The sequence below is a fragment of the Clostridium sp. JS66 genome (assembly GCF_033561535.1).
Taxonomy (GTDB): Bacteria; Bacillota; Clostridia; order Clostridiales; family Clostridiaceae; genus Clostridium_AM; species Clostridium_AM carboxidivorans.
In genome coordinates this window covers 2,645,340-2,671,659 of the sequence record NZ_CP131467.1, presented here as the reverse complement: position 1 = coordinate 2,671,659, position 26,320 = coordinate 2,645,340, and the positions used below count along the sequence as shown (strand labels likewise).

Annotated in this window: 17 protein-coding genes; 12 read left to right on the top strand and 5 right to left on the bottom strand. The window is 29.2% G+C overall.

Annotation, left to right across the window (positions count from 1 at the left end):
- Positions 1-327 precede the first annotated feature (327 nt).
- Positions 328-3,078: an EAL domain-containing protein gene (locus Q6H37_RS12500; protein ID WP_318742252.1), complete on the top strand. Its 2,751-nt coding sequence runs from the start codon at positions 328-330 to the stop codon at positions 3,076-3,078.
- Between the two features lie 107 nt (positions 3,079-3,185).
- Here the strand turns inward: Q6H37_RS12500 and Q6H37_RS12495 are convergent, their stop codons facing one another.
- The gene (locus Q6H37_RS12495; RefSeq protein ID WP_318742251.1) at positions 3,186-4,517 is read right to left on the bottom strand and encodes a CoA-disulfide reductase; all 1,332 of its coding nucleotides are present in this window, start codon (positions 4,515-4,517) and stop codon (positions 3,186-3,188) included.
- 334 nt (positions 4,518-4,851) lie between these two features.
- Between Q6H37_RS12495 and Q6H37_RS12490 the strand changes: the two genes are divergently transcribed.
- Positions 4,852-5,547: a lysozyme inhibitor LprI family protein gene (locus tag Q6H37_RS12490; RefSeq protein WP_318742250.1), complete on the top strand. Its 696-nt coding sequence runs from the start codon at positions 4,852-4,854 to the stop codon at positions 5,545-5,547.
- Between the two features lie 185 nt (positions 5,548-5,732).
- On the opposite strand, the gene Q6H37_RS12485 is transcribed toward Q6H37_RS12490, so the two are convergent.
- From Q6H37_RS12485 to Q6H37_RS12475, 3 genes are all read right to left on the bottom strand, one after another.
- Positions 5,733-7,049, bottom strand: a complete 1,317-nt coding sequence (locus Q6H37_RS12485) for a HAMP domain-containing sensor histidine kinase (protein WP_318742249.1) — start codon at positions 7,047-7,049, stop codon at positions 5,733-5,735.
- Positions 7,050-7,085: 36 nt separating this feature from the next.
- A complete protein-coding gene (locus Q6H37_RS12480) occupies positions 7,086-7,781 on the bottom strand; it encodes a response regulator transcription factor (RefSeq protein WP_318742248.1) in 696 nt (231 codons plus the stop codon).
- A gap of 208 nt (positions 7,782-7,989) precedes the next feature.
- A complete protein-coding gene (locus Q6H37_RS12475) occupies positions 7,990-8,802 on the bottom strand; it encodes a hypothetical protein (RefSeq protein WP_318742247.1) in 813 nt (270 codons plus the stop codon).
- Positions 8,803-9,109: 307 nt separating this feature from the next.
- On the opposite strand from Q6H37_RS12475, the gene Q6H37_RS12470 reads away from it, so the two are divergent.
- From Q6H37_RS12470 to Q6H37_RS12455, 4 genes are all read left to right on the top strand, one after another.
- Positions 9,110-10,069, top strand: coding sequence for a tRNA-dihydrouridine synthase family protein (locus Q6H37_RS12470; RefSeq protein WP_318742246.1), 960 nt, complete (start codon positions 9,110-9,112; stop codon positions 10,067-10,069).
- Entirely contained in the window at positions 10,069-14,100 is a 4,032-nt protein-coding gene (locus Q6H37_RS12465) for a leucine-rich repeat domain-containing protein (RefSeq protein WP_318742245.1), read from the top strand. The genes Q6H37_RS12470 and Q6H37_RS12465 overlap by 1 nt, the downstream gene beginning before the upstream one ends.
- A complete protein-coding gene (locus Q6H37_RS12460) occupies positions 14,097-15,173 on the top strand; it encodes an aldo/keto reductase (RefSeq protein ID WP_318742244.1) in 1,077 nt (358 codons plus the stop codon). Before Q6H37_RS12465 ends, Q6H37_RS12460 begins: the two co-directional genes overlap by 4 nt.
- Positions 15,174-15,397: 224 nt before the next feature.
- Complete coding sequence (locus Q6H37_RS12455) at positions 15,398-16,564, top strand: hypothetical protein (RefSeq protein ID WP_318742243.1); 1,167 nt, start codon at positions 15,398-15,400, stop codon at positions 16,562-16,564.
- A gap of 49 nt (positions 16,565-16,613) precedes the next feature.
- Here the strand turns inward: Q6H37_RS12455 and Q6H37_RS12450 are convergent, their stop codons facing one another.
- Positions 16,614-18,854, bottom strand: a complete 2,241-nt coding sequence (locus tag Q6H37_RS12450) for an excinuclease ABC subunit UvrA (protein ID WP_318742242.1) — start codon at positions 18,852-18,854, stop codon at positions 16,614-16,616.
- 404 nt (positions 18,855-19,258) lie between these two features.
- Here Q6H37_RS12450 and Q6H37_RS12445 point away from each other — a divergent pair, with 404 nt between their 5' ends.
- From Q6H37_RS12445 to Q6H37_RS12420, 6 genes are read left to right on the top strand one after another with little or no spacing between them, the layout of a single operon-like run.
- Complete coding sequence (locus Q6H37_RS12445; RefSeq protein ID WP_318742241.1) at positions 19,259-20,746, top strand: spore germination protein; 1,488 nt, start codon at positions 19,259-19,261, stop codon at positions 20,744-20,746.
- Between the two features lies 1 nt (position 20,747).
- On the top strand, positions 20,748-21,842 hold the full coding sequence (locus Q6H37_RS12440) for an endospore germination permease (RefSeq protein ID WP_318743004.1): 1,095 nt from the start codon (positions 20,748-20,750) through the stop codon (positions 21,840-21,842).
- The gene (locus Q6H37_RS12435) at positions 21,839-22,951 is read left to right on the top strand and encodes a Ger(x)C family spore germination protein (RefSeq protein WP_318742240.1); all 1,113 of its coding nucleotides are present in this window, start codon (positions 21,839-21,841) and stop codon (positions 22,949-22,951) included. The genes Q6H37_RS12440 and Q6H37_RS12435 overlap by 4 nt, the downstream gene beginning before the upstream one ends.
- Before the next feature lie 2 nt (positions 22,952-22,953).
- Positions 22,954-24,051, top strand: coding sequence for an endospore germination permease (locus Q6H37_RS12430; protein WP_318742239.1), 1,098 nt, complete (start codon positions 22,954-22,956; stop codon positions 24,049-24,051).
- Positions 24,038-25,159, top strand: a complete 1,122-nt coding sequence (locus tag Q6H37_RS12425) for a Ger(x)C family spore germination protein (RefSeq protein ID WP_318742238.1) — start codon at positions 24,038-24,040, stop codon at positions 25,157-25,159. The genes Q6H37_RS12430 and Q6H37_RS12425 overlap by 14 nt, the downstream gene beginning before the upstream one ends.
- Before the next feature lie 32 nt (positions 25,160-25,191).
- Entirely contained in the window at positions 25,192-26,301 is a 1,110-nt protein-coding gene (locus tag Q6H37_RS12420) for a Ger(x)C family spore germination protein (protein ID WP_318742237.1), read from the top strand.
- Positions 26,302-26,320 lie beyond the last annotated feature (19 nt).

Genomic DNA, 26,320 nt, shown 5'->3' with positions numbered 1-26,320 from the left:
ATCAACTGCATTATCTTTGTTAAACATCTATTTTGAAATACTTTTTAAACATTATGAAACAATCATATATATTTTTATGAAAATTCAGAAAGTAGCATCTAACACACAACTTATATGCTTTATGGAAATGTAAATATAAACTTAGAAATTTATATTTTAATTGACAATTTAATTGATACTTCATATTTGTTATAATATATATATTAAATAATTATACAAATTACAGCATATTTTAAATATAAATTGTACAAATATGTTGAAATTATACATAATATGACTTCAAATAATTTATAAACAGTAATTGGATTAGTTTAGGGGAGTGCAATAATGTATGAAGTTTTATTCGATTTAAGTTTTATACTTTCTATAATTTTATTAGTTTTTTTATATAGGGTACGAAATGTTAATATTGGAGGAGTATTAATCAAATGTACTATACTTGTTTCTTTCTGGATTTTCATGGAAATCCTTAGTTATTATATTAGAATAAGTGAAATTGCAATATTATTTCAGAAAGCAAAGTTTATAAGTATTATATTTGCTTCTCCGCTTTACCTTTTAATGGTAAGAGAATATGCTAGCAAAAATGAAAATACCATTTACTACACACTAGCAATTTTTATTGTACCAATATTATCTTTATTATCATTGATCTCTAACAAAATACCTTATAAATTTATGTCACACGTTAGCATATCCTATGCTAAGGATATTCCAGTATTTTCGTTTTTTCCAGACGTGGGTTTTTATATTCATATAATTTATTCATATTCAAGTATTTTAATTGGATGTTATATTCTTATGAACATAACAATAAAGTCTTCAAAATTATACCGTAGGCAAAGTACATTCATTTTTATAGGCACACTTATATCCATTGCAATGAATTTTTTGTTTATTAGCCCTAAATTTCAATCAACTTTTATAGATATAACTTCAATTTGTGTACTATTAACCTTGATTATATTATACTGGGGATCATTCCACATGCCTAAGTCAATAGTAGTACCAATTGCTAGAGACCTTTTAATAGAAAATATTAAAGACTTTATTATTGTGGTAGATTCTTCTAACAAAATAGTAGATATAAATCCAGCAGCCATTAAATTTATAAAATTTTTAAGACATAAAAATAAAAAAATTAATACTGAACAAGAAATGAATTTTATAGGAACAAAAATTCATAAAATATTAGATTTTTTACCAGATATAAAACTTACTGCTACATCAAAGGATTCAAGCAATGAATCCATGCTTTCCTTTAATCTTAATGGCAAAACTTTTTATTTTACAATGTATAAATCTCCTATTTTGGATACAAACAAATCACAAATTGGAACATTATTCATGTTTCACGATGTAACAAAGATACAAGAATACACCAACAATCTTAAACAATTAAATGAAGAATTATCAATTTCAGATAGAATAATTAGTACTGCAATGGAAGGCATCTTAATAACAGATAGTTCAGGAAATATTACCAAAGTAAACAATTCTTTTGAAAGAATATCAGGATATAAAGAAGAAGAGTTAATTGGCAAAAAAACAAGAATACTTAAATCTGATCATCATAATAAGAGCTTTTATTTGGATATGTGGAATGATTTGCTTACTAATGGTTATTGGGAAGGTGAAATTTGGAATAGAAAAAAGGATGGTAAAGTATATCCAGAATGGATGTCAATAACATGTTTAAAGAAACAAGGTGGTATGGTAGAAAATTATATCGCTATTTCTACAGATATCAGTAAAATAAAAAAGACAGAAGCCAAACTTCAAAGTCTCGCCTATTATGATTTATTAACTGGAATACCAAATAGAACTTTATTTTATGAAAGACTTGAAAGTGCACTCATAAGGGCAAACAATAATAAAAGAGCAATAGCTTTACTTTTTATGGACTTAGATGGATTTAAAGTTATCAATGACTCCTTGGGTCATGCAGCTGGAGATTTACTTCTTAAAGAAGTTGCAGCTCGAATTGAATCTAGTATTAGTAAGTCTGATACTGTATCAAGATTAGGAGGAGATGAGTTCACTGTAATTCTTGAAAATGTGAACAAACATGAAGATGCAAAAGCTGCAGCAGAATCTATTATTGAAAAAATATTGCTTCCTTATAGTATACTTGGACGCGAAATAACTTTAGGAGTAAGTATAGGGATAGCACTAGCACCATATGATGAATCCACTGTTGAAGGTTTAGTGAGAAAAGCAGATGCAGCCATGTATGATGCAAAGGAATCTGGGAAAGGAAAATATTCATTTTCTTCAGATGAAATTGAAAAAAGAAACCATGAAATTCTTGAAATGCAAATAAAGCTTAATAAGGCTCTTGATAATAATGAATTCAATTTATATCTTCAGCCACAAATTATTTTTACTGAAAATGGATTTAAAATAATTGGTGCTGAGGCACTTATTCGATGGAAGACAATAGATGGTAAAATATTTACACCTGATAAGTTCATCCCTGTATCTGAAACTAATAGAATGATAATACCTATTGGTAACTGGATATTAGAAGAAATTTTTAGAATTGATAAAGTACTTAAAAACAATGGCATTAATATTAAATTATCAATTAATATTTCATCAAAACAATTTGAAAATGGTAACTTAGTTTCAAAAATCAAAGAACTTTTCAAGGAAAATGATTCTCAAAACATTAATTTAGTAATTGAAATAACAGAAAGTTTTTTATTACAGGATACTGAAAGTGCAATACAAAGTTTACTAGAAATAAAGAAACTAGGAATTGAAATTTCAATAGATGACTTTGGTACAGGCTTTTCTTCTCTCAGCTATTTAGCTCGTTTACCTGTAGATTATTTAAAAATTGATAAGTCCTTTATAGATGATATTCTAAGTACAAATCATAAGAACTTAACCTCAAATATTATTTCTATGGCAAAAACTCTTAATCTAAAGACAGTTGCAGAAGGAGTGGAAACAAAAGAGCAAGCTAACAGACTAATGGAGGAAGGTTGTGATGAATTACAAGGATATTATTTTAGTAAACCACTTATTATTGATGACTTTATCAAATATGTAAAGCAATTTAATTATAATTAGCATTTGATAATTGGTAGTGGACAAAAATAACCATTCACTAGCAATTATCAAGTGTTTATAAATTCAATTTAAGTATCTATTTATCCATTAAAAGCTCTATATTGCTGCTATTTAGCTGCATTGCATGCTATATGAACTGCATCCCATACTCCTGAAAAAGGAGGTGCATAACATAAATCTGTCATGCCTAAATCCATTGTAGTCATATTATTATGAATTGCTATTGCAAACATATCTATTCTCAGCACTACTCCTTTTTTACCTATGGACTGTGCCCCTAAAATTTTATTGCTTCTTTCCTCATATATAAGTTTTATCCAAATAGGTGTTGAATCAGGGTAGTATCCTGGATGATCACTTGCCTTAACAAATACAGTTTTGTAATTAATAGCTAAAGCTTTTGCTTCACTTTCTGATAAGCCAGTCTTTGCTACCTCATAATCTAAAATTTTAATAGCTGTACTTCCAAGGGTTCCTACATATTTATTATGCTTACCTGTAATATTTTCTCCAGCTAATCTTCCACATTTATTTGCATTAGTTCCTAGTGGTATAAAGGAATTTTCTTCTTTTACTTTGTTATATACTTCTGCACAATCTCCTGCTGAATATATGCTATCAATATTTGTTCTCATTTCTCTATCAATGACAACTGCACCATTTTTAGCTAGTGCAATCCCTGAATCTTTTAAAAATTCTGTAGCTGGTTTTACCCCTATCGCTAGTATAACTATATTTGCTTCATAACTTCCTTTGTCTGTTTTTACTCCTATAACCTTTTCAGAACCAATTATTTCTTCAACCTTTTCATTTAAATTAAGTTTGATTCCGCCTTGCATCATAATCTCTGATGCCATTTCGGTTATTTCACCATCAAAAGGTTGTATTATTCTTGATGCCAATTCTACAATTCTAACATTTTTACCCTTCCTGGATAATGTTTCTGCTGCTTCTATACCTATGTATCCTCCTCCAACAATTATTATATCTTTCACTTCTGGAGCTTCCACAGCTTTTTTTAATATTAATCCATCATCTAAAGTTTTAAGTACATAAACTCCTTTCAAACCCCTACCTTTTAATGGCGGTACTATTGGTACAGTACCTGTAGCTATCATAAGTTTGTCATAGGAATCTGTAAATACTCTTTCCTCTTCTAAATCCTTAACTAAAATTTCCTTATTTTCTGGTATGACCTTGATAACTTCATGCTTAATATTTATTTTCATTCCTGATTTTTGAAATTCTTCCTTAGTTCTTGCTATCATCTTAGTATGGTCTTCGTTCATACCTGCTACATAATAAGGGAGTCCACAAGCACCATAAGATAAATATAAACCTTTTTCATAAACTACAATCTCAGCACTTTTATCAATTCTCTTAATTTTAGACGCAGCTGACATACCTGCAGCAACTCCACCTATAATTACAACCTTCATAAAATCCCTCCTACTTTAAGAAACTCCTAAAATATTTATTTTATTATACCAATATGCATATATTTATGTCGAAATTTAATGAATTTTCTATAATATTTACTATTTTCCTACTCTTTTAAGGTAATAAAAACTTCTCCAATTGTTATCTCTATTTCTAAATTGAATTCTGCGACATTTTTTACGATACCACTGAAAAAAATTATGATATAATTACTAGTAGCTAAATTCAACGTTAAAAAGCAAAAAATCCTCATTGCTTATTTTATGAATACTAAAAAATTGATCTTTCATAAAATCAAAATATTATTACAAATCATTATTTTGTTATAGGAGGATGGAAACTATGAAAAAAATAGCAGGAATTTTAGCTTTGTTATTAGCGCTAGGACTAGTAGGATGTAAAAGCAGCGAATCAACAAAAGGAAATGCTAATGATTCAAATACTAAAGTAGAAGATAAAAAAAGTACTAAAGATAATGTGGATAGCATCATTGGTCAGTTGGTTACCTTAATTGACGAAAAGAAGTATGATGATGCAAAGTCATTGATGCAAAAATTAAATAGTAACGATCTCAGTGAATCTCAAAAAGTTACTGTTAACAAATTAAAAGAAAGAATTAATTCAGAATCAGCTAAAACAGAAGAAAGTAAAAATTCAATACAGCCGCAAGGCCAAAAACAACAATATGAAAATAAATTAGCTAACATTGAAAATTCTCTAAAATATTTAGATGAAAAAGAAGCTTCTGGAACAACAGCAGATATGCGAACTTCTGTTAATGAAAGATATAAGAAATGGGACGCCGCTTTGAATGAAATTTACGGTGTACTGAAGGGGCAACTATCAGCTAACGATATGAAAAATTTGCAAAGCGAAGAAATTCAATGGATATCAAATAGAGATGCTAAAGCTGAAAAATCAGCATCAGAAATGAAAGGCGGCTCAATGGAATCAGTATTGTATACTGGTTCATTAGCAGCTACAACAAGATCTAGATGTTACGAATTAGTAGAAAAATATATGCACTAATGAGGCTTTAATTTAAAAGGTGCTGTGGAACTAAGCTTAAATAATACAGTATATTGTTTTGAGTTTTTGTTTAGAAAACAATATTATTGTATATAAATTACTTAATACCACAGCCCTTTTAATAATCTTATATAACAGTATCCTGATAATAAAACTATTTTTTATTATAAATTACACTTAACTACTCATTTCACTTTAAACTCAATCAGTATGCACAATCCTTTATCAGGTAAATTTTCTGCTCTTATAAAACCTTCATGATTTTCTACAATGTCTTTACATATAGCAAGTCCCAATCCAGTTCCGCCTTTTTCTCTAGACCTGGAAGAATCTACTCTATAAAATTTATGAAAAATTTTGTCTATACAATCTTCTTTAACTCCTTCTCCATTATCCTTAACTTCAAATCTCAATACCTTCTCATTACTAGTGCCTGTTATATTAATAATACATCCTTCACCTGCATATTTAATTGAGTTATCTACTAAATTTACAAAAACTCTTCTCATTTTATTTACATCAAATTTTAGAAGTAAATTCTTATCTATTAAATTTGAATAATTAAACTTAACATTTTTGTTCTGTAATTCCGTTTTTAAATCCAGCATTAAGTTCTCAAACATTTTATTACAATTTATTAATTCTTTATTATATTTACTGCAAGAATTTATGTTAGAATAATCCTCTAATTCTTCTAAAAGCAGCTTTAAATCTGTTGATTTTTTATAAATAATTTCATAATAGTCTGTTAGTTTTTCTTCCTTAACCTTACCTTCCATAAGTCTTTTTGAATATCCCATAATAGAAGTCAAAGGTGTTTTTACATCATGAGATATAGCTTGAATAAGTTCTTGCTGGTTATCTTCTGATGCTTTAAGTCTCTTTCCCATATCTTCAAAGTTTCTGCACAAAAGACCTAGTTCGTCCTTGCCATAATAAGGGATTTGAACTAAAGTGTTTCCGTACTGTATCCCCTTAACAGACTTACTTAATTTCTTCAATGGATTAGCTATAACTCTATATATTGTAAAAAGAACTAATAAAGAAATGACTAATATAATTGTAACTATTAAGATTCTGATATTTTGTCCTTTTACAGCAATATCACTATCATATATTTTAGCTGGAAAATATCCATAAACAATATATTCTACTTTTCCTGATATTTTTAAATATCCCTCTTTTTCTATGCTAGTACTTGATCTTTTAGGTTTTTTAGAAGCATATATTGTATTTTCCTCTACATCCTTAACTACAAAATTAGTATTATATTTTTTAGATGCTTCATCCATAACCTTTTCCAATTTATCTGTTTTTTTACGATATTTTTGCACATCATCAATAGCTTTCTGTAAAATAGATTGTCTTCTATTTTCTTGATAATTTATTTCTGTAATTACCCTATTTATAACAACTTGTCTATAAAAAATTGCAAAACTTATAAGCTGAATAAAGAATCCAAAGGCTAACAATAAAGCTATTTTTTGATATATATTTTTCATTTTAACGCCCATCCTTTTAAATAAAAAAATATTACATTATAGCCTTTCTCCTATAAACTTGTAGCCAATTCCCCATACGGTTTTTATAAATCTATCACAGCCAGGTATCTTTTCCCTTAACTTTTTAATATGTACAGTGACAGTATTTATGTCACCAAAATCTCCGTTTCCCCACACATTATTATATATCTGTTCTCTAGTTAAAACTATATTATGATTTTCAATCATATAGTAAAGTACTTGAAATTCCTTTGTAGACAAAATTATTCTTTGTCTATCTACAAAAACTTCAAAGGAATTTTTATTTATTTCTATGGATTTGTACCTAATTGTTTCATCATTTTTTAAGTTCAAGCTGCTTAACCTTTTTTGCTTTCTTAAATGTGCCTTTACTCTTGCACATAGTTCACCATCATCAAATGGCTTAGTTATATAATCATCCGCTCCAATTTCAAGTCCTACTATTTTATCTACGCCTCTATTCTTAGCAGTTAAAAATATTATTGTTCCTAAGAAGTTATCTCTTATTTTTCTGCATACATCTATACCATCAATATCTGGAAGCATTATATCCAAAATAATTAAATCAAAACTTTCCTTTTCTACCTTGTTTATAGCTTCCTGGCCACTATAAGCCTTGTCCACTTGATACAGCTCATCTTCTAAAATATCACTTATTAAATTTACAATATCTTTATCATCATCTACTATAAGAATTTTTCCTTTATTCATATTAAGCACTCCTTTTATTATAGATACATAAATTAATGTTTAGCATTATTCCTTAATTTAAAATTATATCATTAGATTTCAGAAAAAAATACCTAAATTCTAAAAGGACTTAATATCATAAAAAAGTTATTATAAAAAAATGAGGGAATAAATATATTATTAATACATTTATCCCCTTATTCCCACCGAGGCTGATATCAAATACTATTTATTGTTGAGATCCATTTAAAGAATTTATGCTGCTAAGCAATTGATTCAATGTATCTCCTTTGGTCTTTATGTCATTAAGAATTTGAGTTTTGGCATCTATAATGCTTTGAAGAGTATTTCCTGCTGAAGTAAAATCTCCTGATTTTACCTGTTCCTTATATGATTCCCATAATTTATTCTTAGCTGCTTCTTCTTGAGCTATTTTTTGATGCAAATCTTTATTCTGTTGTATTAAAGGCTGTAATTGTTGAAGTTTTTGTTTTCTTGCATCATTAGCAGTCTTTAATTGTGTTGTTAAAGGCTGTACTGCTGATTTATCTGTCTGATACTGTTGTTTTGCAGTCTCTATTTGTGAGCTTAATGATTTTATTTGTGATTGTAAACTACTTATAGTGGATGTATCTTTAGCTTTTTTAGCAGTTTCTAACTGACTACGCAAAGTATTTCTTTGTTGAACTAAAGTTTTAAGCTCAGCTGAATCATTTTTCAATTTTTCCTTTCCTGATTTAACTTGTGTTTGTAAGTCACTAGAAGTACTCATTGATTTCATTGCACTTTTTATTTTATCTGATACAGCTTTATTTGAATCTAATGCATTTTTAGTTTGAGTTCTCAAATCTGTTATAGCTGCCATCTTATCCTTATAAACTGTGGAATAAAATTGCTTTTTAGCTGAAGTTTGTCCTGCAGTTTGCGTAACTGATGTAGAATTGTTTGTACTTGAAACACTTGTATTATCTGCTGCCAATGTAATTGTAGAAGTTCCTAATATTAATGAGGCGGTTAATACAGATATTATTGTTTTTTTCATTTTTAAATCCCCTTTCAGTTTCTTTAATATAATCTAATTGTAAAAAAACTTTATTAAATAAAAAGAAGATTAAAATTAAAATTTATAAATAATAATTAAAAATTATTAACAATATTACCCCCTTAAGAATTTATAATAAAATGTTATTTACTCTAATTATGATTTGCATTTTTCTCAATTTAGTGAAAGTATATAAATATAGCTAACGAAAAAATTTTGTTAATGTGATTGTTTTATGAAAGTATAAGTATTAACATTTATATAAAAAATAAATAAGTAAATATATTCATAAGGGAGATAGTATCACTTGGAAATAAAAGAATTAAGAATTGGAAACATAATTATACCCTGCAATGTTCTTCTAGCGCCACTTGCTGGATATACCTGCTATCCTTTTAGGATTTTGTGCAGCGAACTAGGCGCAGGACTCTGTTATACAGAAATGGTAAACTGCAATGCACTTAAATATAAGGATAAAGCAACACAAAAACTACTTTTTACAACACCAGGCGAAAAAATAAAAGCTGCCCAGTTAATAGGTTCTGACCCAAGGATAATGGAGAAAATGGCAAGAAGTGGTTACTTTTCAAAATTTGATATAATAGACATCAATATGGGATGTCCAGTGCCAAATGTATTTAAAAGTGGTCAAGGCAGCGCACTGCTTGGAGATCTAAAAAGAGCATCTTCTATCATTAAAGGTTGTAAAAAAAGCGGAAAAGTAATTACTGTTAAATTTCGCGTAGGAATTAAGGAAGATGAAATGATTGCAGCAGAATTTGCAAAAATGTGTGAAGCTTCAGGAGCAGATATGATTACTGTACATGGCAGAACCAGAAATATGATGTATAATGGTACTCCCTATTTTGACCAAATAGAACAAGCAAAATCGGTGGTTAGAATACCTGTGATTGCAAATGGTGGTATTTTTTCAAAGGAAGATGCTGATAAAATGATGGATCTTACAGGAGCAGATGGTGTTATGATTGCAAGATATGCCATTGAAAATCCATTTATATTCAGTGAACTTACACATAAAAAAATTAAAAAGGATAAGCACACCATAATATTTGAACAAATTGATTTGACAACCAAATACTATGATGAGACATTTACAATTTCTTATATCAAAAAACTTGCTTCTTTCTTAATGAGAGGAAAAAAAGGAAACAATAAATATAAAACAGAACTATACAAATCTGGTAATATACTAGAACTTAGAGATATTCTAGAGGAAATTTTTTACAAAGAGAGAGAGAAAGATTAATGGAAGATAAATTTATTATTCAAAATGGAGTTTTAGAAGCATATACACTTAGAGAAACCTTAGTTGAAGTTCCAAATGGAGTGAAGATAATAGGCAAAGGTGCCTTTAAAGGATGTGTATCTATTGAACAGGTTATTCTTCCTGAAACTATAACAGACATTATGGACGATGCTTTTAAAGGATGTAGAAAATTAAAAAAAATCAACTTTCCTTCAAAGCTTACCCATATAGGAGAATATGCTTTTCATAGATGTCATTCACTACATAGTGTTAAATTGCCTTTTACAGTTAGAGATCTTGAAAGCTGTGCATTTTTATATTGTGATAACCTTGAACAAGTTTCTATGTCTGGAGTAACAAAACTTGGCAAGCAAGTTTTTTCAAATGACACAAATTTAAGAGAAATAGAAGTTTCAAATGACTTAAACTTGTCCTGCATTTGCGATGTATTTACAGGCTGCAGTAAAATTTCAAAAATAACCTTATCAGATGGAACTGTTTATAATGTTGAAAGTGTCATTGATATTATATCTTCACATTCTAATATACATCCAGTAATTAAAGCAATTGCAACTGATATATATAGAATGATGAAAATTGAAGATGGTATGCTCTTAAGATTTCTTATAAATGTTAAAGATGTAGAAATCCCTAATGGAATAACTGCTATTTCTAAAAGTTGTTTTTTTGATAAAAAAGGTATAGTGTCTGTTAAACTGCCTAAAACATTAAAGGATATTGGAAGTAAAGCCTTTAGAAATTGTATCAATTTAGAAAGAGTAGAATTTGCTAGTGAAGATGTAAATATAAATGCAGATGCCTTCAAAAACTGTACAACATTAAAATATATCACATTATCTGATGGAAACACCTATGAACTTAAAGGGCTTCCAGATAAATATAATGAAAATCTTCCTGAGATAATACATACAATTCATTCTCAAATGCTGAATAACTTTTTTATTAGTGGAACAACCTTAATGCAATATAGAGGAAAGGAAGAAAGAGTAGTAGTACCTGAAGGTATTACTGTAATTGGTGAAAAAGCCTTTGCAGGTAATGAGATAATTGGCAAAATTATTTTACCAGCTTCTATAAAAGAAATTCATGAGGAAGCTTTTGTTGATTGCGTTCTTTTACAAACTATTACACTTCCAGAAGGTCTGGAGTATATTGGTCAATCAACCTTTGAAAACTGTGTAAAGCTTATACGTGTAAAATTGCCACAATCACTTAATAAGATAGAAAACTCAGTATTTAATAGATGTAAAAATTTAAATGAAGTGATATTTGGAAGCAATATTAAAGAAATAGCTAGTTTAGCTTTTTACGGATGCAATTCCCTAAAAAATGTGCACTTACCAGAAAAGCTCACAAGTATAGGTGATATGTCCTTTTATAAATGTGTTTCTTTAAAGGAAATAACGCTTCCAAAATCCTTAGTTAGGCTTGGTAATAACATTTTTACATACTCAGGTGTAAAATCAGCATCAATAAATTGTGATTTAAAAGAATGTGGAACAGATGTCTTTTCAGAATGCATCAAGCTTAGAAAACTGACTTTTGATGAAGGAGTTAAGAATATTGGTGACAAATTTGCATTTAAATGTATTTCTCTTAAATATGTAAATCTTCCTTCCACCATTGAGTACATTGGCAGAAATGCCTTTGAAGATAGCATTTATATAAAAGAACTTACGGAAAATGCAGCATCTAATATATTTATAGATGGAAGTGAACTTTCAGGAAATATTGTACTTCCTGATGGAATAACTGCCATTGCTGGAGGTGCTTTTTATGGCAATACAAAAATTACCTCTATAAACTTCCCTAATTCTCTTGTACAAATTGGTTCAAGAGCTTTTTGCGGATGTACTTCACTTAAAGATGTAATACTTCCTAACGGTGTAACTGTACTAGAAGAAGGAGTTTTTTCATATTGCACGTCATTAGAAAGTGTAAAATCACAAAGCAAAATTAAGCATATATCAGATAATGCATTTTATGGGTGCAGTTCTATAAAACAAGTTCCTTCATCAAACACCGTACATATAGGTAAAAATGCTTTTAATGGTTGTAAAAAGCTTGATAATATACAGCTAAATTGCCCAGACATACAAGCAGATGCTTTTAGAAATACTGCTTTTTTAGATAGCTTAAGGGTTAATTCATCACTTATCGTAGTATCAAATACTTTGGTAGACGGTAAATGCTGTACAGGTGATGTTATTGTTCCCAAAGGAATAGTCAGCATTTCTCCTTATGCTTTTTCAGGAAATGATAATATAACCAGTATAACACTTCCAGAAAGCCTCAAAATTATAGGCAGTGGAGCATTTAGTGGATGTAAAAGTATAAAGAAACTTGTTCTGCCTTCAATAAAATCTATTGAAAAAAAATCCTTTGAAAAGTGTATATCACTTGCTAAAGTCAGTGGCTGTGCTGAAATTATAGGAGAAGGAGCCTTTTCCTACTGTACAAATTTAGAAGATGTTACACTTCAAGAAACAGTATCTTTAAAGCAGGAAGCTTTTTGCGGCTGTGCTGCTCTTAAAACTTGTGAATGCAGTAGACTTCAATATATAGGTGATAATTGCTTTAATGAATGTATTTCATTAGAAAACTTTGATTTTTCCAATGTAAAATTCATAGGTATTAGTGCCTTTTCTGGCTGTAATTCTCTTAATAACATTTACTTAAACCAAAACACTTATGCTGCTTCCCATGCTTTTGAAGATTGTGGAAACTTAAAAGAAATAATTTTATCAGGTGAAGGCTTGAAATATGGTAGTTATGCTTTTTCAGGTTGTACTGCTATTAATGTAATATACATTGGCAATAAAAAGTATATTACAGATGAGTATTTAGTGATTTTTAAAAGAAATATTCCAGACATAGTAAAATCCATATATAATAGCGCAATGAGCTGCTTTAATATAGATGAAAATCTTTCACTATTTGGATATATAAATAAAGGCTCTTTAGTACATATTCCAAAAGGAATTAAAAGAATTGAACGTGAAGTTTTTAAAGATGCAATGAATCTTAAAGAAGTACATATATCTGAAGATGTAGAATATATTGGTGAAAGAGCTTTTTATAATACAATGTGGTTAGAAAAACAAAATTCTATTACACCTATGATAATTGTAAATAACATATTAATTGATGCTTCTTCTTGTCATGGTAATGTAATAATTCCTGAGTGTGTAAAAATAGTTTCTGGCTGGGCTTTTGTTAATTGTTATGATCTTACAGAAATCACCTTTTCTTCTTCAAAAACAATTATAGAAGAATATGCTTTTAGGAACTGTATTAATTTAAAAAAAGTAACCTTAGCTGATGGAAAAGAATATAGACTAACAAAAATTCAGGATAGAGAAAATGAAATGCTTCCTCAAAATGTAAAGCAAATTTTTATGGATTGTTTAAACTGCTTTAAAACGGATGAAAACAATGTTCTTGTGGAATGTACAGGAAATATCAACAATCTGGTTTTGCCAGAAGGTATCACTGATATCTATGATAATGTATTTGAAGATAGTAATTTACTTACAAACATAACCTTAACCAAAGATACTGTCACAATTGGTAAAAGTGCCTTTAAAAACTGTAAATGGCTTGTTTCTGTAAAAAATGCAGGTAATATAAAAAGGATAGAAAAATTTGCATTTTCAGGTTGTTATCTATTAGAAAGTATTGAACTTTCTAATAACCTTGAGTATATAGGAATGAGGGCTTTTGAATATTCCTCATTAAAAAATATTCAGATACCAGAAGGCATTACTGAAATTCCAGAAAAGGCATTTTACAGATGCAAAAATTTGAAAAAGGTTTCCCTGCCTTCCACTCTTAAAAATATAGGAAAAGAAGCTTTTGCTTTTTGTTATGAACTAACAGAAATAAATTTTCCAGAAAACCTTGAAACAATAGATTCAAGAGCCTTTGCCTGGTGCTCAAAAATAGATATTGAACATCTTCCAGAACATGTTTCAGTGAAGGATGATACCTTCAGTTTTAGGGAATCATGAGGTACAGAATTTTAGGTGGTACTGGACTTAAGGTATCCGAAATAGGTTTTGGAACAATTCCTATACTCAGTGGAAATGTTCCTGTACTACCTGACTATTTTAGCCCTGATGAAAAAACTGCCATAAACATAATGAACTATGCCTTTACACTTGGTTGTAACCTTTTTGATACTGCCATAGTTCCTGAATATGGAGATGCAGAAATAAAACTAGGCAAATTTGCAGCTTTAGTAGGAAGAGAAAAAATTATTATATCAGACAAATCTAGATTTTTCAACGGAGATGAAATGTATAATGCAGTTCATGAGTCCTGCAAAAATCTTGGTACCTTTGTAGATATTTATTTTGTACATCAGGTAGATGAAGAAAATGAGGATATTACCTTTGGAAAATATGGTGCTATCGATGCATTAAATGAACTTAAGTCAGAAGGTAAAATTAAATTTACAGGAGTTGCTACTCACTATTATGACATACTGTTAAGAGGTGCAAAAGACAAGAGAGTAGATGTGCTTCAAGGTAGTGGAAACATTCTTGAAAGAGGCATGCTTGATAGAATAGCATTAGAACCTTTATTTAAACAAAAAGGATTCATTTTAAATAAAGTATACGCAGCAGGAATACTTCCAGCCTTCTTCCCTATTAAAACTCTTTTGTCTGGTGTTCTTTCATATCCTATATCAAGTGCATTAATAGGTATAGGAACTGATGAACAAGTCGATGCAGTAATGCTAAAAGAACCTGAAGATTATAATTGTCCTACTTTTTCACAAGTAATATCAGTGCTTGAAAAGAATTTTGTTCCAATTCCATGTGACAGATGTCAAAAATGCAGATGCATATATGGCACTAAAATACATATAATTTTTAGGCAGTATAATTACTATTTTCTTGGTAAGGATTATTGGGCTCTTAGAAAACTTGATCTCAATATACAGGAAAGTGCTGAACTATGTAAAAAGTGTACAGATATGTCATGTATAAAAAAATGCCCTCAAACAATAAATATACCTGAAACAATGCAAATGATAAAAGAATTGGTAAAAAAACATATTAGGAACTCTATTATATAAATTAAGCAACAGCTTCTTTAACTTCTATTTTTATCTCAATACATATATACTGTATTAAGAACTTAAAAAATATATGTATTGATTTTAAATCTTAGCTATAAGATTTTTATTTGTGATATATACAAATTTTTAGACATATTATAAGTAATTTTTAAGTTTGACACAAATATATATCTACTTTATAATTTAGTAGGTAATTAAAAAGTAAGGAAGCGAAAATTAATATGGCAAACATTATAAAGACTGCAATTATAACTATAATAATATCATTTATATCTGGTTTACTGTTAGAGTATTATAAAAACTTAGCGCCTAGAATATTGTGTGCTATAAAAAGTTCTATGCCTGTAAGAATTAATAATAAAAAACTTTGTGCATATGTTGTTAATGTTAGTAATGTATCAAATAAGACAATTCATGATTTAACATTATATATACAAAGTTCTCAAGCTAATTTAAGATTTACAAATGCAAAAATAACAAAGGGTTTAAAATTTGATTCTTCAATAAATAATAACACTTTGGATATCAATATTCCTTTTTTAAGTAAGGATGATAAATTTTCGGTTACAGTATATTCTGATAATGAATATAAAATGAATAAGCCTGCTATTATACTCAGGTCACCAGAAAACTTTAAACAGATAGAGTCTTTAAAACAAAATGGATTATTATATACGTTGCTTAGTATACCTAAAAATATAAGTAATTCAATGTCTAATACGTCGAAAAAAACTGAGCCAATGACTCCTAATGAAAAAAATGACTTTACAATGGTTATGGATAGACCATTAATTGATGAGAGAAACTTAAATAGAGGAAATAGGAAAACACCTTATAAAAATGAAAAAACTAGTAAAATAAAAAAGGGAATAATAGTCGTTGTTTCTCTTGCTTTACTTGTATTTGTTGGAGTTTTAGCTAAATCTTATTTTAAAGGAACACCTAATAATACAGCAAGTTCTAATGAAAAAACTATAGTTCCTTCTCAATCCACCGATGCTAAAAATTCATCTGGAGGATCAACTAAAAATCCAAGTTCAAAAACATCTAATGGAAGATCAACTGGAAATACAGGCTCAAAAACATCTAATGAAAAATCAAATGAAAATTCAAAAGCAGCTAATAATGAGTCAACTAAAAGTGCAGATTTAAAGGCATCTACTGGTGATTCAAGCGGAAATACAGGTTCGAAGGCATCTACAGAAGGGACAAGTAAAAACACAGATTCAAAAGCATCTACTGAAGGAACAACCAAAAATGCAGATTCAAAGGCATCTACTGGTGATTCAAGTGGAAATACAGGTTCAAAAACCTCAACTGGAGGATCAACTGGGAACACAGACCCAAAAACACCTAGTGGAGGATCAACTGGAACTACAGGTAATTAACCTATTAAGAAACATAGCAGATTTGAATAAAATTCAAATCTGCTTATTTTTAACCAGCTACTTCTTTTCTTAAACACTTAGCAGTAATTGTATTACTTTTCTCTAACATCTCCTTTGGAGTTCCTTCAAATACTACCTGGCCACCATTTTTGCCACCATCTGGTCCTATATCAATAATCCAATCAGCTTGTTTCATCACTTCAAGATTATGTTCAATGATAATAACTGTATTTCCCCTATCAACCATTTTTTCAAAAAGCTGCAGCAGTTTATTAATGTCCGAAATGTGCAAACCTGTAGTTGGTTCATCTAGTATATAAATGTTCCCTTTCTTATTTATATATTTTGCCAGCTTCATGCGCTGCCTTTCACCACCAGATAATGTTTGAAGTGGCTGCCCTAATGTCATATATGATAATCCTACTTCTTTCATTGCCTGTAAAGTCTTTCTTATCTTTTTATCTTCAAAAAATATTAGTGCTTCCTCCACTGTCATAGATAGTACCTCTACTATATTCTTTTCCTTGTATCTGTAAGATAAAGCTTCCTCACCATATCTGCTCCCACTGCATGCTTCACATTCTGTTATAACAGGATCCATAAATACTAACTCAGTTACAATAACACCTTTCCCTTTGCAAACTGGACATGCACCCTTTGAATTGAAACTAAATAACCCTTCATCTACTCCATTTTCACTTGCAAATAGCTTTCGAATTTCATCAAAGAAACCTAAAAATGTAGCTGGCGTAGAACGGTTTGTAGCTGTTATTGGTCCTTGATCTACTTTTATCACATCTTCCTTATATATTTCAGCAAATACTTGAGATATTAAAGTGCTTTTCCCAGAACCTGCCACACCTGTTACCACAGTCATTACATTCTTTGGAATATTAACATTTATATTTTTAAGATTGTGCAATTTTGCATTTTCAATAGGAAAATATCCCTGCACCTTCCTAACTTTTTCCTTAAGGGGTACATTTATTTTCATGGCTTTTGAAGTCAACGTATCTGCCTGCAATAATTCTTTATAACTTCCTTGAAATACAATATTTCCACCTTCTTTTCCCGCACATGGACCTACATCAATTATTTCGTCTCCAATAGAAATTACATCTTTGTCATGTTCCACCACAAGCACTGTGTTTCCCTTATCTCTCAATTTTATTAGCAGCTGATTCATTCTATTTACATCCCTTGGATGAAGTCCTGTACTTGGTTCATCAAATATATATGTCATTCCTGTAAGACTACTTCCCATATATCTAACTAACTTAACACGTTGAGCTTCACCCCCTGATAAGGTAGAAGATTCTCTATTTAAATGAAGATAAGGTAATCCTATATCTATCATTCTTTTCAAACCACTACATATAGATTGTACTATTGTAGCCGTTCTTTTATCATCAACAGTTTTAAGTACTCTTAAAAGTTCTATAAATTCCATTTCACACATATCTGCAATGGAATATCCTTTTATTTTACAATTTAACACTTCTTCATTAAGTCGTTTTCCCCTACAGACTGGACATAGTTCTTCTTTTATAAGGTTTTCTGACTTCTTTTTTGTATGTTTACTCATATTGCTGGTATCTCTTTTTAAATATAAACGAGTATAGTGATTAAATAGTCCCTCAATTTTTGGATATTCCTGTTCACCCTTTCCATCTCTTGAACCATATATTAGAAGATTATATTCCTCACTGGAGTATTCATTAAGAGGCTTTTTCATATCAAATATTCCTGACTCTTTGTACTTCTTCCAATACCAGCTTCCAGGTGCATACAAAGAATCCTTTACACAGCCCTCCATCCATGACTTGCTCTTATCTAGCATGGCTTCCATATCAATTACAGTAACTTTACCAATTCCCGCACACTTTTTACACATACCCTTGGGATCATTAAAAGAAAAATATGATGCAGTTCCAACCTTTGGTATTCCTATTCTTGAAAACAACAATCGTAAGCTTGCATATAAATCTGAAATTGTTCCAACTGTTGAACGTGCATTTCCACCAAGCCTTGTTTGATCTAGAATAACTGATGCTGTAAGGTTATCTATATAATCTGCATGAGGTTTTTCATATTTAGGTAGTCTGCCTCTTATAAATGCTGGATAAGTTTCCTTCATCTGTCTTTGAGATTCTGCTGCAATTGTGTCAAATACAATGCTTGATTTTCCTGATCCCGAAACACCTGTAAATACCACAATCCTTTCCTTAGGAATACTTATAGATATATTTTTCAAATTATTTTGTCTAAGTCCTTTTAAATGAATATGCATAAAATAATCCCTCTTTCTTAATGTATCTTTTGGACATTTAAAATAAAATAACTAGCATAATTACTAGTTATTTTTTCATTCATGTAATAAGTATATATTCTCCTGTAACAGGAGAGTCAACACATATTTGGGATTACATATAATTTTTTATTTACAGTAAATTTGAATTTTCTTTATATCATCCATACATATTCATAAATAGTAATGTACTTAAACATTTTCTTAAAAAGTCCATCTTTAAAAGAATGTCACTCCTATCTACTTTTTTTATAAGCCTATTTAGAATATTTAACATAAAAAAACAGAAACTAATCAATATATAAAAATCAATTTAAAATTTTAAAGTTCTCTAAATTTATATTTCCAGGTATATAGCTATCATAAAAAAGGATATGGTGATTTTAATGAATAGTGGAAATCTTGATGAAAACATAGGACTAATTAGAAATGGTTTAGGAAATAAAAATCCTATAGTAGTAAAACACTTTTATATTGGTATTGATAAGCCTTTAGACGCAGCTATCATTTATATAGATGGACTTATCAGTAAGGATATTCTTAATCGTGATATATTAAATCCACTTATGATGCATATACAAGAAAATTTAACAGGAAAAGAAAATATATCAGATTATCTTTGTAAAAGGTATATTTCTATGAGCAATACATTGGTAGAGGCGGATTTAAATGTTTTATTAAAACATCTTAAAACAGGAAGCAGCTTAATCTTAATAAATGGCGTTTTAGAAGGAATTATAGTTGATACAAAAGGCGGAATGATACGAGATATTTCAGAGCCTATAAATGAAACTGCAGCAAAAGGCCCAAGAGATGGTTTTGTAGAAAATTTAGAAGCAAACATTTCTCAGATTCGAAGGAGATTGAAGGATAACAACCTGGCCATAGAACTGTTGAATGTAGGAGTACGAACGCAAAATGAATTAGCAATTATTTATATAGATAATATAGTAGATAAAGCAGTACTCAAAGAATTAAAAAAAAGAATAAGCTCCATCGATATGGATGGCATACTTTCAATAGGTCATATTGAGGAATGTATCGAAACGTACACATATACGGTTTTTCCACAAGCATTGAGTAGTGAAAGGCCAGATATAGCAGTTGCCAATCTTTTAGAAGGTAGAATAGTAGTTATAATGGAAGGTGCCCCTGTTGCTCTTATATTACCTTCGCTATTCATGCAATTTTTTCAAGCGGTGGAGGATTATACGCAAAGAAGCATCATATCCTCTTTTGTAAGAGTTCTAAGAATAATAGCCGCGTTTGTTGTTATTACTTTACCATCTATATATTTAACACTGATAAAATTTAATGTAGAACTTATACCTATAAAATTTGTTACACCTATCGTTCAATCTAGAATAGGAATTGCTTTGACTCCTTTTCTAGAAATTGTAGCTATGGAAATAGTAGTAGAATTTTTACGAGAAGGTGGTCTTAGGCTTCCGACTAAGATAGCCCAAACCTTAAGTTTAGTAGGCGGTATTATTATAGGAGATACTGCAATTAAATCAAGAATAGTGAGTCCTACTACATTACTTGTTGTTGGTATTACAGTTATATCTACTTTTTTAATTCCTAATTATGATATGTCTCTTTCTATTAGAATTTTACGATTTCCAATGTTAATACTGGCAAATATTATGGGCATATTTGGAATTGCTGTGGGATGGTTTTTTATTTTAACACATCTTTTCTCTTTAGATAGTTTAGGTGTTCCCTATTTAGAATTTCACAAAAGTGATATGAAAGATACCTTTATTCGAGCACCATTATGGAAAATGAACAAACGACCAGAGGGTATTCCAAATCAAGACCCTATAAGGCAAAAGAATTTTAGAAATAAGTTTAAGAGAAAAGGCAGTGAATAAAATGGAAGGAAGCTCTAGTGAAAAACAAAATCTCTTGACCAAAAGTCAATTCGGCTGTATTACTTTGGGAACTATAGTGGGTACGGGTATTATTGCACTTCCTAACGGTGTAGTAAAAGTTGCACATCAAGATGGATGGATTTCTGCTGCAATAGGAGGAATATATCCTCTATATATAGTAATCATATGGACATATGTAAGCAAAGCATTTCCTAATGATACTATATTAGTTTTAAGCAGAAAATATTTTGGGAATCTTTTGGGAAGTATTTTGAACTTAATTTTTTTAACATATTTCATGTATTTTGCAACAATGGGCCCAAAAATTTATATAGACTTAATGCGTAATTTTGGAATTGGATTTCTAACTCCTTTAAAGATGATAAGTATTACATTTTTAATAACCCTGTATGCTTCCTATAAAGGCTTAAAAGTACTAGGAAAAATTAGTGAAATCACTTTTGTTGTTATAATTATTCTTATGTTATCCTCTACACCTGCTTTAAAAGCCGCTGATATTGAAAATGTTTATCCCCTATTTGATGTAAGCTTAAGAACAATACTTCAAGGAAGTATAACTGCTGCTTTTGCTTATTCAGGAGCAGAAATAATGGTATTAATTTGCCCTTTTGTTAAAGAGAAAAATAGGATATTTTCTTCCTCTCTCATAGTGGTTTTAATTGTTATAATTATGTATGTTTGGACTACATTTATAACTATTTATTATTTAGGTCCAGATATTGTAACTAAAAACTATTGGTCCTTTTTGTTAGTGTCAGAAAGTGTAACCATATCATTAATTAATAATTATAGATATATTTTTATATTTTTATGGACTTTAATTGCTTTTAGAGCTTGCGCTATTAATTGTTATGCAAGTATTTATATTTTAAAAGATTTAATAAAAAAAATAAAGGCAAAAAAGCTTTACTTTCTTATGTATCCTTTATTTGTATATGTAACGTTTCAATATGGAAATGAGATAAACAGACAGCAAATTTCAGAATATGTTACAAAAATCTATGTCATATTTAATGTATTATATATAACCATTATTGCTATAATTACATTTTTCAAGAGAGGCGATATACGTTGAATAAGAAAAAATACTTTATTATTATGATTGGTGTATTTCTTTATATATTTATTCTACTTGACCAAGATAGGTTTCCTATTGAAGAACTAAATATGATTACGGGCGTTGGTTATGATATAGAGAAAAAAAGTGAAGGAATGATAGAATATATTCTACCCTTGAGTATAAATGTATATAAATCTGATGGGTCAACAACAAATATAGTAGTTGAAGAAAAAGGTGAAAACATAGGAGAAGTGGTTCAAAAAAGACAAGAAAAGTTAAACAAAAAAGTTGTTCAGGGAGAGGAAAGAATAGTTTTAATTAGTGAAGAATATGCAAAATATGGTGTAAAAACCATGATAGAAGATAGATTTAGAAATGCAGAAATAAATGATATGGCTTTTGTTGTAGTATGTAAAGGAAAGCCACAGGACTATTTAAAACAAAAGGCAAAGGGCTATAATAGTTCAGCTGAATATATATACGGCCTTATAGAAAATTGCTATTCCTATAGTTTCTTTTCTGATAACTACAAGTTAATAGATATGTATGTAAGGATAGGAGCAGAAGGAAGGAATTTAGTTCTTCCTTATATTGAACAAACAGAGGAAGGAATAGAACTTATGAGTTTGGCTATCTTTAATGGTGACAAAATGATAGCTAAAATGAACGTAGAAAATGCTAAAATACTTAATTTGCTGAAAGAAAACAATGTAAAAGGATTAGTGTCTTTGAAAAAAAGCCCTACAGAATATATTGATTTCTATGGTGAAAGTGGTAAAAGAAAAGTAAAATGCAATAAACAAGGCGGAAAATACGTCTTTAGTATTGATTTAACCTTAACAGGTACTATTGTGAACAATGAAATGTATGCTGAAATAACAAAGGATGTAGGTCAAAGAACACAATTTGAAAAAGATATGGCAAAAAACATAGAAAAGCAATGTTATGCTTTCTTTAAAATTATGCAAAAGGAATATAAGGTAGATTGTATATCTTTAGGTAGAGAAGGTGCTGCGAAGTTTGGAAGACGTAAAGAAAATGACTGGAACAAAATAGTTTCTGATGCAGACATTAAAGTAAACATAAAGGTTAAGGTAGATACACAAGGTAGAGGAGATTATTAGTAATGAATATAAAAAAGAAAAATTTACTAACTCCAAATGAATTTACTTATATATTGGTAGGAATTGTGTTTGGAATATCAGCAGTAAGTTTACCAAATTCAGTTACAGCTTCTGCGAAACAAGATGGGTGGATTTCTGTAATAATAGGAGCGGTATATCCTTTATATGTAGCACTTCTTGCTATATATGTAAGTGAAAAATTCCCAAAAGAAAATATTTTGGTACTTAGCAAAAAATATTTAGGAAAGGTTATAGGCACCATATTAAATTTTCTTTTTCTTCTAAGCTTTTTTATTTATCTTCCTTCCATAATTTCAGATGGTGGGATTATTCTAAAAACATATGCAATACCTTCAATAAGTTTTTTTAAAATTTATTCAGTTCTATTGCTTTTTATAGTTTATGCTGCCACTAGAGGAATTAAAGTTCTTGGAAAAATATCTTCTTTTAGTTTCTTAATTTTATTAGGAATAATAGTTCCTTCTATTGCTATTTTAAAACAGGGAAGCTTATTAAATGTAAGTCCTGTATTTGGAGAGGGATTTTTAAATATTTTAAAATCAAGTAAAGGCTCTATTTATAATTATTCCTGTATGGAATTTATATTTTTAATTTATCCTTTTATTAATGATAGCAGTAAAATAAAGAGCTCAGTTTTAAAAGCAACAGGGATTGTTTGCGCTTTATATACATGGATTACTTTTATATCCATATACTATATGGGAACTACTATTATTCAGAAAACAATATGGAGTTTTTTCACAGTCATAGAGGGTATAAAAGTTGAAGTTATAAATAATCTCAGATATGTTTTTGTGTTTTTTTGGATATTAATAGAATTAAAAAGCATAGCTCTTTTTTATTATGCATGTATATTTATCTTACAAGATATTAAAAAAATAAAAAACAAAGAAATACTATATGTCATTATTTCAGTTATTATTATTAGTATTACTACGTATTACTATAGAGATATGCTTAGCAGGGATAAAATAGATCAGTATACTACTATATTTAGCACAATATACAACTTATTCTATATAACCTTTATTGCAACTTTAGTATGGATAAAAAAGGAGGATAAAAATGAAAAAAAATAAGAATACATTATTTATTATCTTTCTATGCTGTACTTTTTTTTTCATAATTTTTACTGGTCCTAAAATGAAATTAAACAGTGCAGAGGATTTTAATATTGCCGCTGGAGTAGCAATTGGAGCAAATAAAATTGGAAAGGCAGATATGGTGTACATAATTACTACCAATTCAAAAATGTATAAAGAAGATGAGAGTCTTGAAAATGAGGTAAAAAGTGGAAAAGGAAGTACTGTTGGAGAAACAAGAGAAGAAAGGCAAAAAAAAATAGGAAAACAATTTTTTTTAGGACTTTCAAAAGCTTATTTGTTTGATGAAAAATATGCTCAATATGGGATTAGACCTGTCATAGATATTGTATTTAAGAATCCTGTAATAAATGACAATGCATTTTTAGCAGTATGTAAAGGTAAAGGGGAAGAATATTTAAAATATAATTTAGAAAAATACGAAAATTCTGGAGAATATATAAGTGACATGATTAAAAATTCAGTGACTTCTAATTTTTTTACGGGAGATTATACAATAAAAGATGCTATGTTATCAATGGATTCGGAAGGGAAAAATATAATTTGCCCCTACTTAAAAATAAGTAAAGATGGAATTAAAATGGATGGAATGGCAATTTTTAAAAAAGATAAGCTTGGAGTTGTTTTAGATATGAATGAAACGAAAATAATGAATGTACTTCGAGAAAATAAGGTAAAAGGAATATTAACTATACAAAAAAATTCAAAGGAGTATGTGAATTATGCAGCAAAAACTAAAAGAAAAGTTCAATGTAGTAAAAATGGAGATAAATATACCTTTATCATCAATTTAAATTTAAATGGTGATATTGTAAATAATGAATTATATAAAGATATGACAGGCAAAATAGAAGTAATGAAAAAATTTGAAGAAGATATGGCAAAAAAAGTTGAAGAGATGTGCTATCAATTTTTGGATAAGATGAAGAAAGAATATAAAGTGGATTGCTTGCAGCTAGGATGGTTAGCAGCATCAAAGTATGGAAGAGATACTGGCGCAGATTGGAATGAGATTGTTTCTAAGTCTGATATTAAGGTGAATGTACAAGTGCATATTGATAAATTAGGAAGAGGAGAGTATTAGACCTAGGATAAGCAAAAAGAAGGTGACATTGGATGAATAGAAAAAATTTAACAATATTGCTTTTGGTAGTTATGATAGGTTCTATTTATACAGAAAAATTGCAGGTAACACCTATGGAGGAATTTAATATATCCTCAGGTTTTGGATTGGATATAAAAAAAGAAACAGACTCTAAAGTACAGTATGTTGCTCCTTTTAGCGTGTATCAATTTAAAGAACAAAAAGGGGAAAGTAGTAAAAATATAACTGGAAAAGCTGAAAGTTTAACAGAAACCAGACAAGATAGACAATTGAAGTCCAATAAGCCACTTTTAATAGGAGTTCAAAGAATTGTTATAATAGGCGAAGAAGCAGCAGACTATGGAATATTAAGTTTTGTTAATTTAAACTTTGCTAACCCTCAAATTAATGATAGAAGCAACATTGTAGTATGCAAAGGAAAATCAGAAGATCTGCTAGCGCATACAGTAGAAGGTTATCCTAGTTCTTCTGATTATATAGAAGGCATGATTAAAAGTGCTAATAATTATAATTTTTTTCCTAAAGAATATACTTTTTTAAATATTTATTCAATACTTGAATCAGAAGGAAGAAATTTGGTTCTTCCTTACATTGAATTAAAGGATAAAGATATTGTTCTTTCAGGTATGGCAGTATTTAAAAAAGATAAAATGGCATATACCTTACCTATGGAAGAAAGTAAAATTATGAATATGCTAAGACTAAGATCGGGTAAAGGAGTTTTAAGTCTGCAACAAAGCCCTGAAGAATATATCAACTATTATACAAAAGTTAAAAGAAAGGTAAGGTGTAATAAGAAACAAGATATATATCAATTTAATATCGATTTGATTTTTCAGGGCGATATTGTGTTAAATACATTATATAAAGATATAGATATAGATAAGAAAAAAGAGAAAGAAATTGAAGAATTATTGTCACAAGAAATAGAAAAAATGTGTAATGGTTTTTTAAATAAAATGAAGGAAGTGTATAAAATGGATTTGTTAGAATTAGGTATGTATAGTGTAGCTAAATACGGAAGAGAAAGTGGAGTTAATTGGAATAAGGAAATTAGTGATGCAAATATTAAAGTAAATGTAAAGGTGAAAATTGATAAAATAGGGATAGGACATTACTAAATTTACATGGAGCGTAAAA

Bases quoted from the DNA above. Each gene is read 5' to 3' on its own strand.
- Q6H37_RS12490 (WP_318742250.1), top strand. From the start codon at position 4,852: ATGGAAACTATGAAAAAAATAGCAGGAATTTTAGCTTTGTTATTAGCG.
- Q6H37_RS12460 (WP_318742244.1), top strand. From the start codon at position 14,097: ATGAGGTACAGAATTTTAGGTGGTACTGGACTTAAGGTATCCGAAATA.
- Q6H37_RS12450 (WP_318742242.1), bottom strand. From the start codon at position 18,854: ATGCATATTCATTTAAAAGGACTTAGACAAAATAATTTGAAAAATATA.
- Q6H37_RS12475 (WP_318742247.1), bottom strand. From the start codon at position 8,802: ATGAAAAAAACAATAATATCTGTATTAACCGCCTCATTAATATTAGGA.
- Q6H37_RS12445 (WP_318742241.1), top strand. From the start codon at position 19,259: ATGAATAGTGGAAATCTTGATGAAAACATAGGACTAATTAGAAATGGT.
- Q6H37_RS12455 (WP_318742243.1), top strand. From the start codon at position 15,398: ATGGCAAACATTATAAAGACTGCAATTATAACTATAATAATATCATTT.
- Q6H37_RS12420 (WP_318742237.1), top strand. From the start codon at position 25,192: ATGAATAGAAAAAATTTAACAATATTGCTTTTGGTAGTTATGATAGGT.
- Q6H37_RS12440 (WP_318743004.1), top strand. From the start codon at position 20,748: ATGGAAGGAAGCTCTAGTGAAAAACAAAATCTCTTGACCAAAAGTCAA.
- Q6H37_RS12465 (WP_318742245.1), top strand. From the start codon at position 10,069: ATGGAAGATAAATTTATTATTCAAAATGGAGTTTTAGAAGCATATACA.
- Q6H37_RS12480 (WP_318742248.1), bottom strand. From the start codon at position 7,781: ATGAATAAAGGAAAAATTCTTATAGTAGATGATGATAAAGATATTGTA.
- Q6H37_RS12425 (WP_318742238.1), top strand. From the start codon at position 24,038: ATGAAAAAAAATAAGAATACATTATTTATTATCTTTCTATGCTGTACT.
- Q6H37_RS12430 (WP_318742239.1), top strand. From the start codon at position 22,954: ATGAATATAAAAAAGAAAAATTTACTAACTCCAAATGAATTTACTTAT.
- Q6H37_RS12495 (WP_318742251.1), bottom strand. From the start codon at position 4,517: ATGAAGGTTGTAATTATAGGTGGAGTTGCTGCAGGTATGTCAGCTGCG.
- Q6H37_RS12485 (WP_318742249.1), bottom strand. From the start codon at position 7,049: ATGAAAAATATATATCAAAAAATAGCTTTATTGTTAGCCTTTGGATTC.
- Q6H37_RS12500 (WP_318742252.1), top strand. From the start codon at position 328: ATGTATGAAGTTTTATTCGATTTAAGTTTTATACTTTCTATAATTTTA.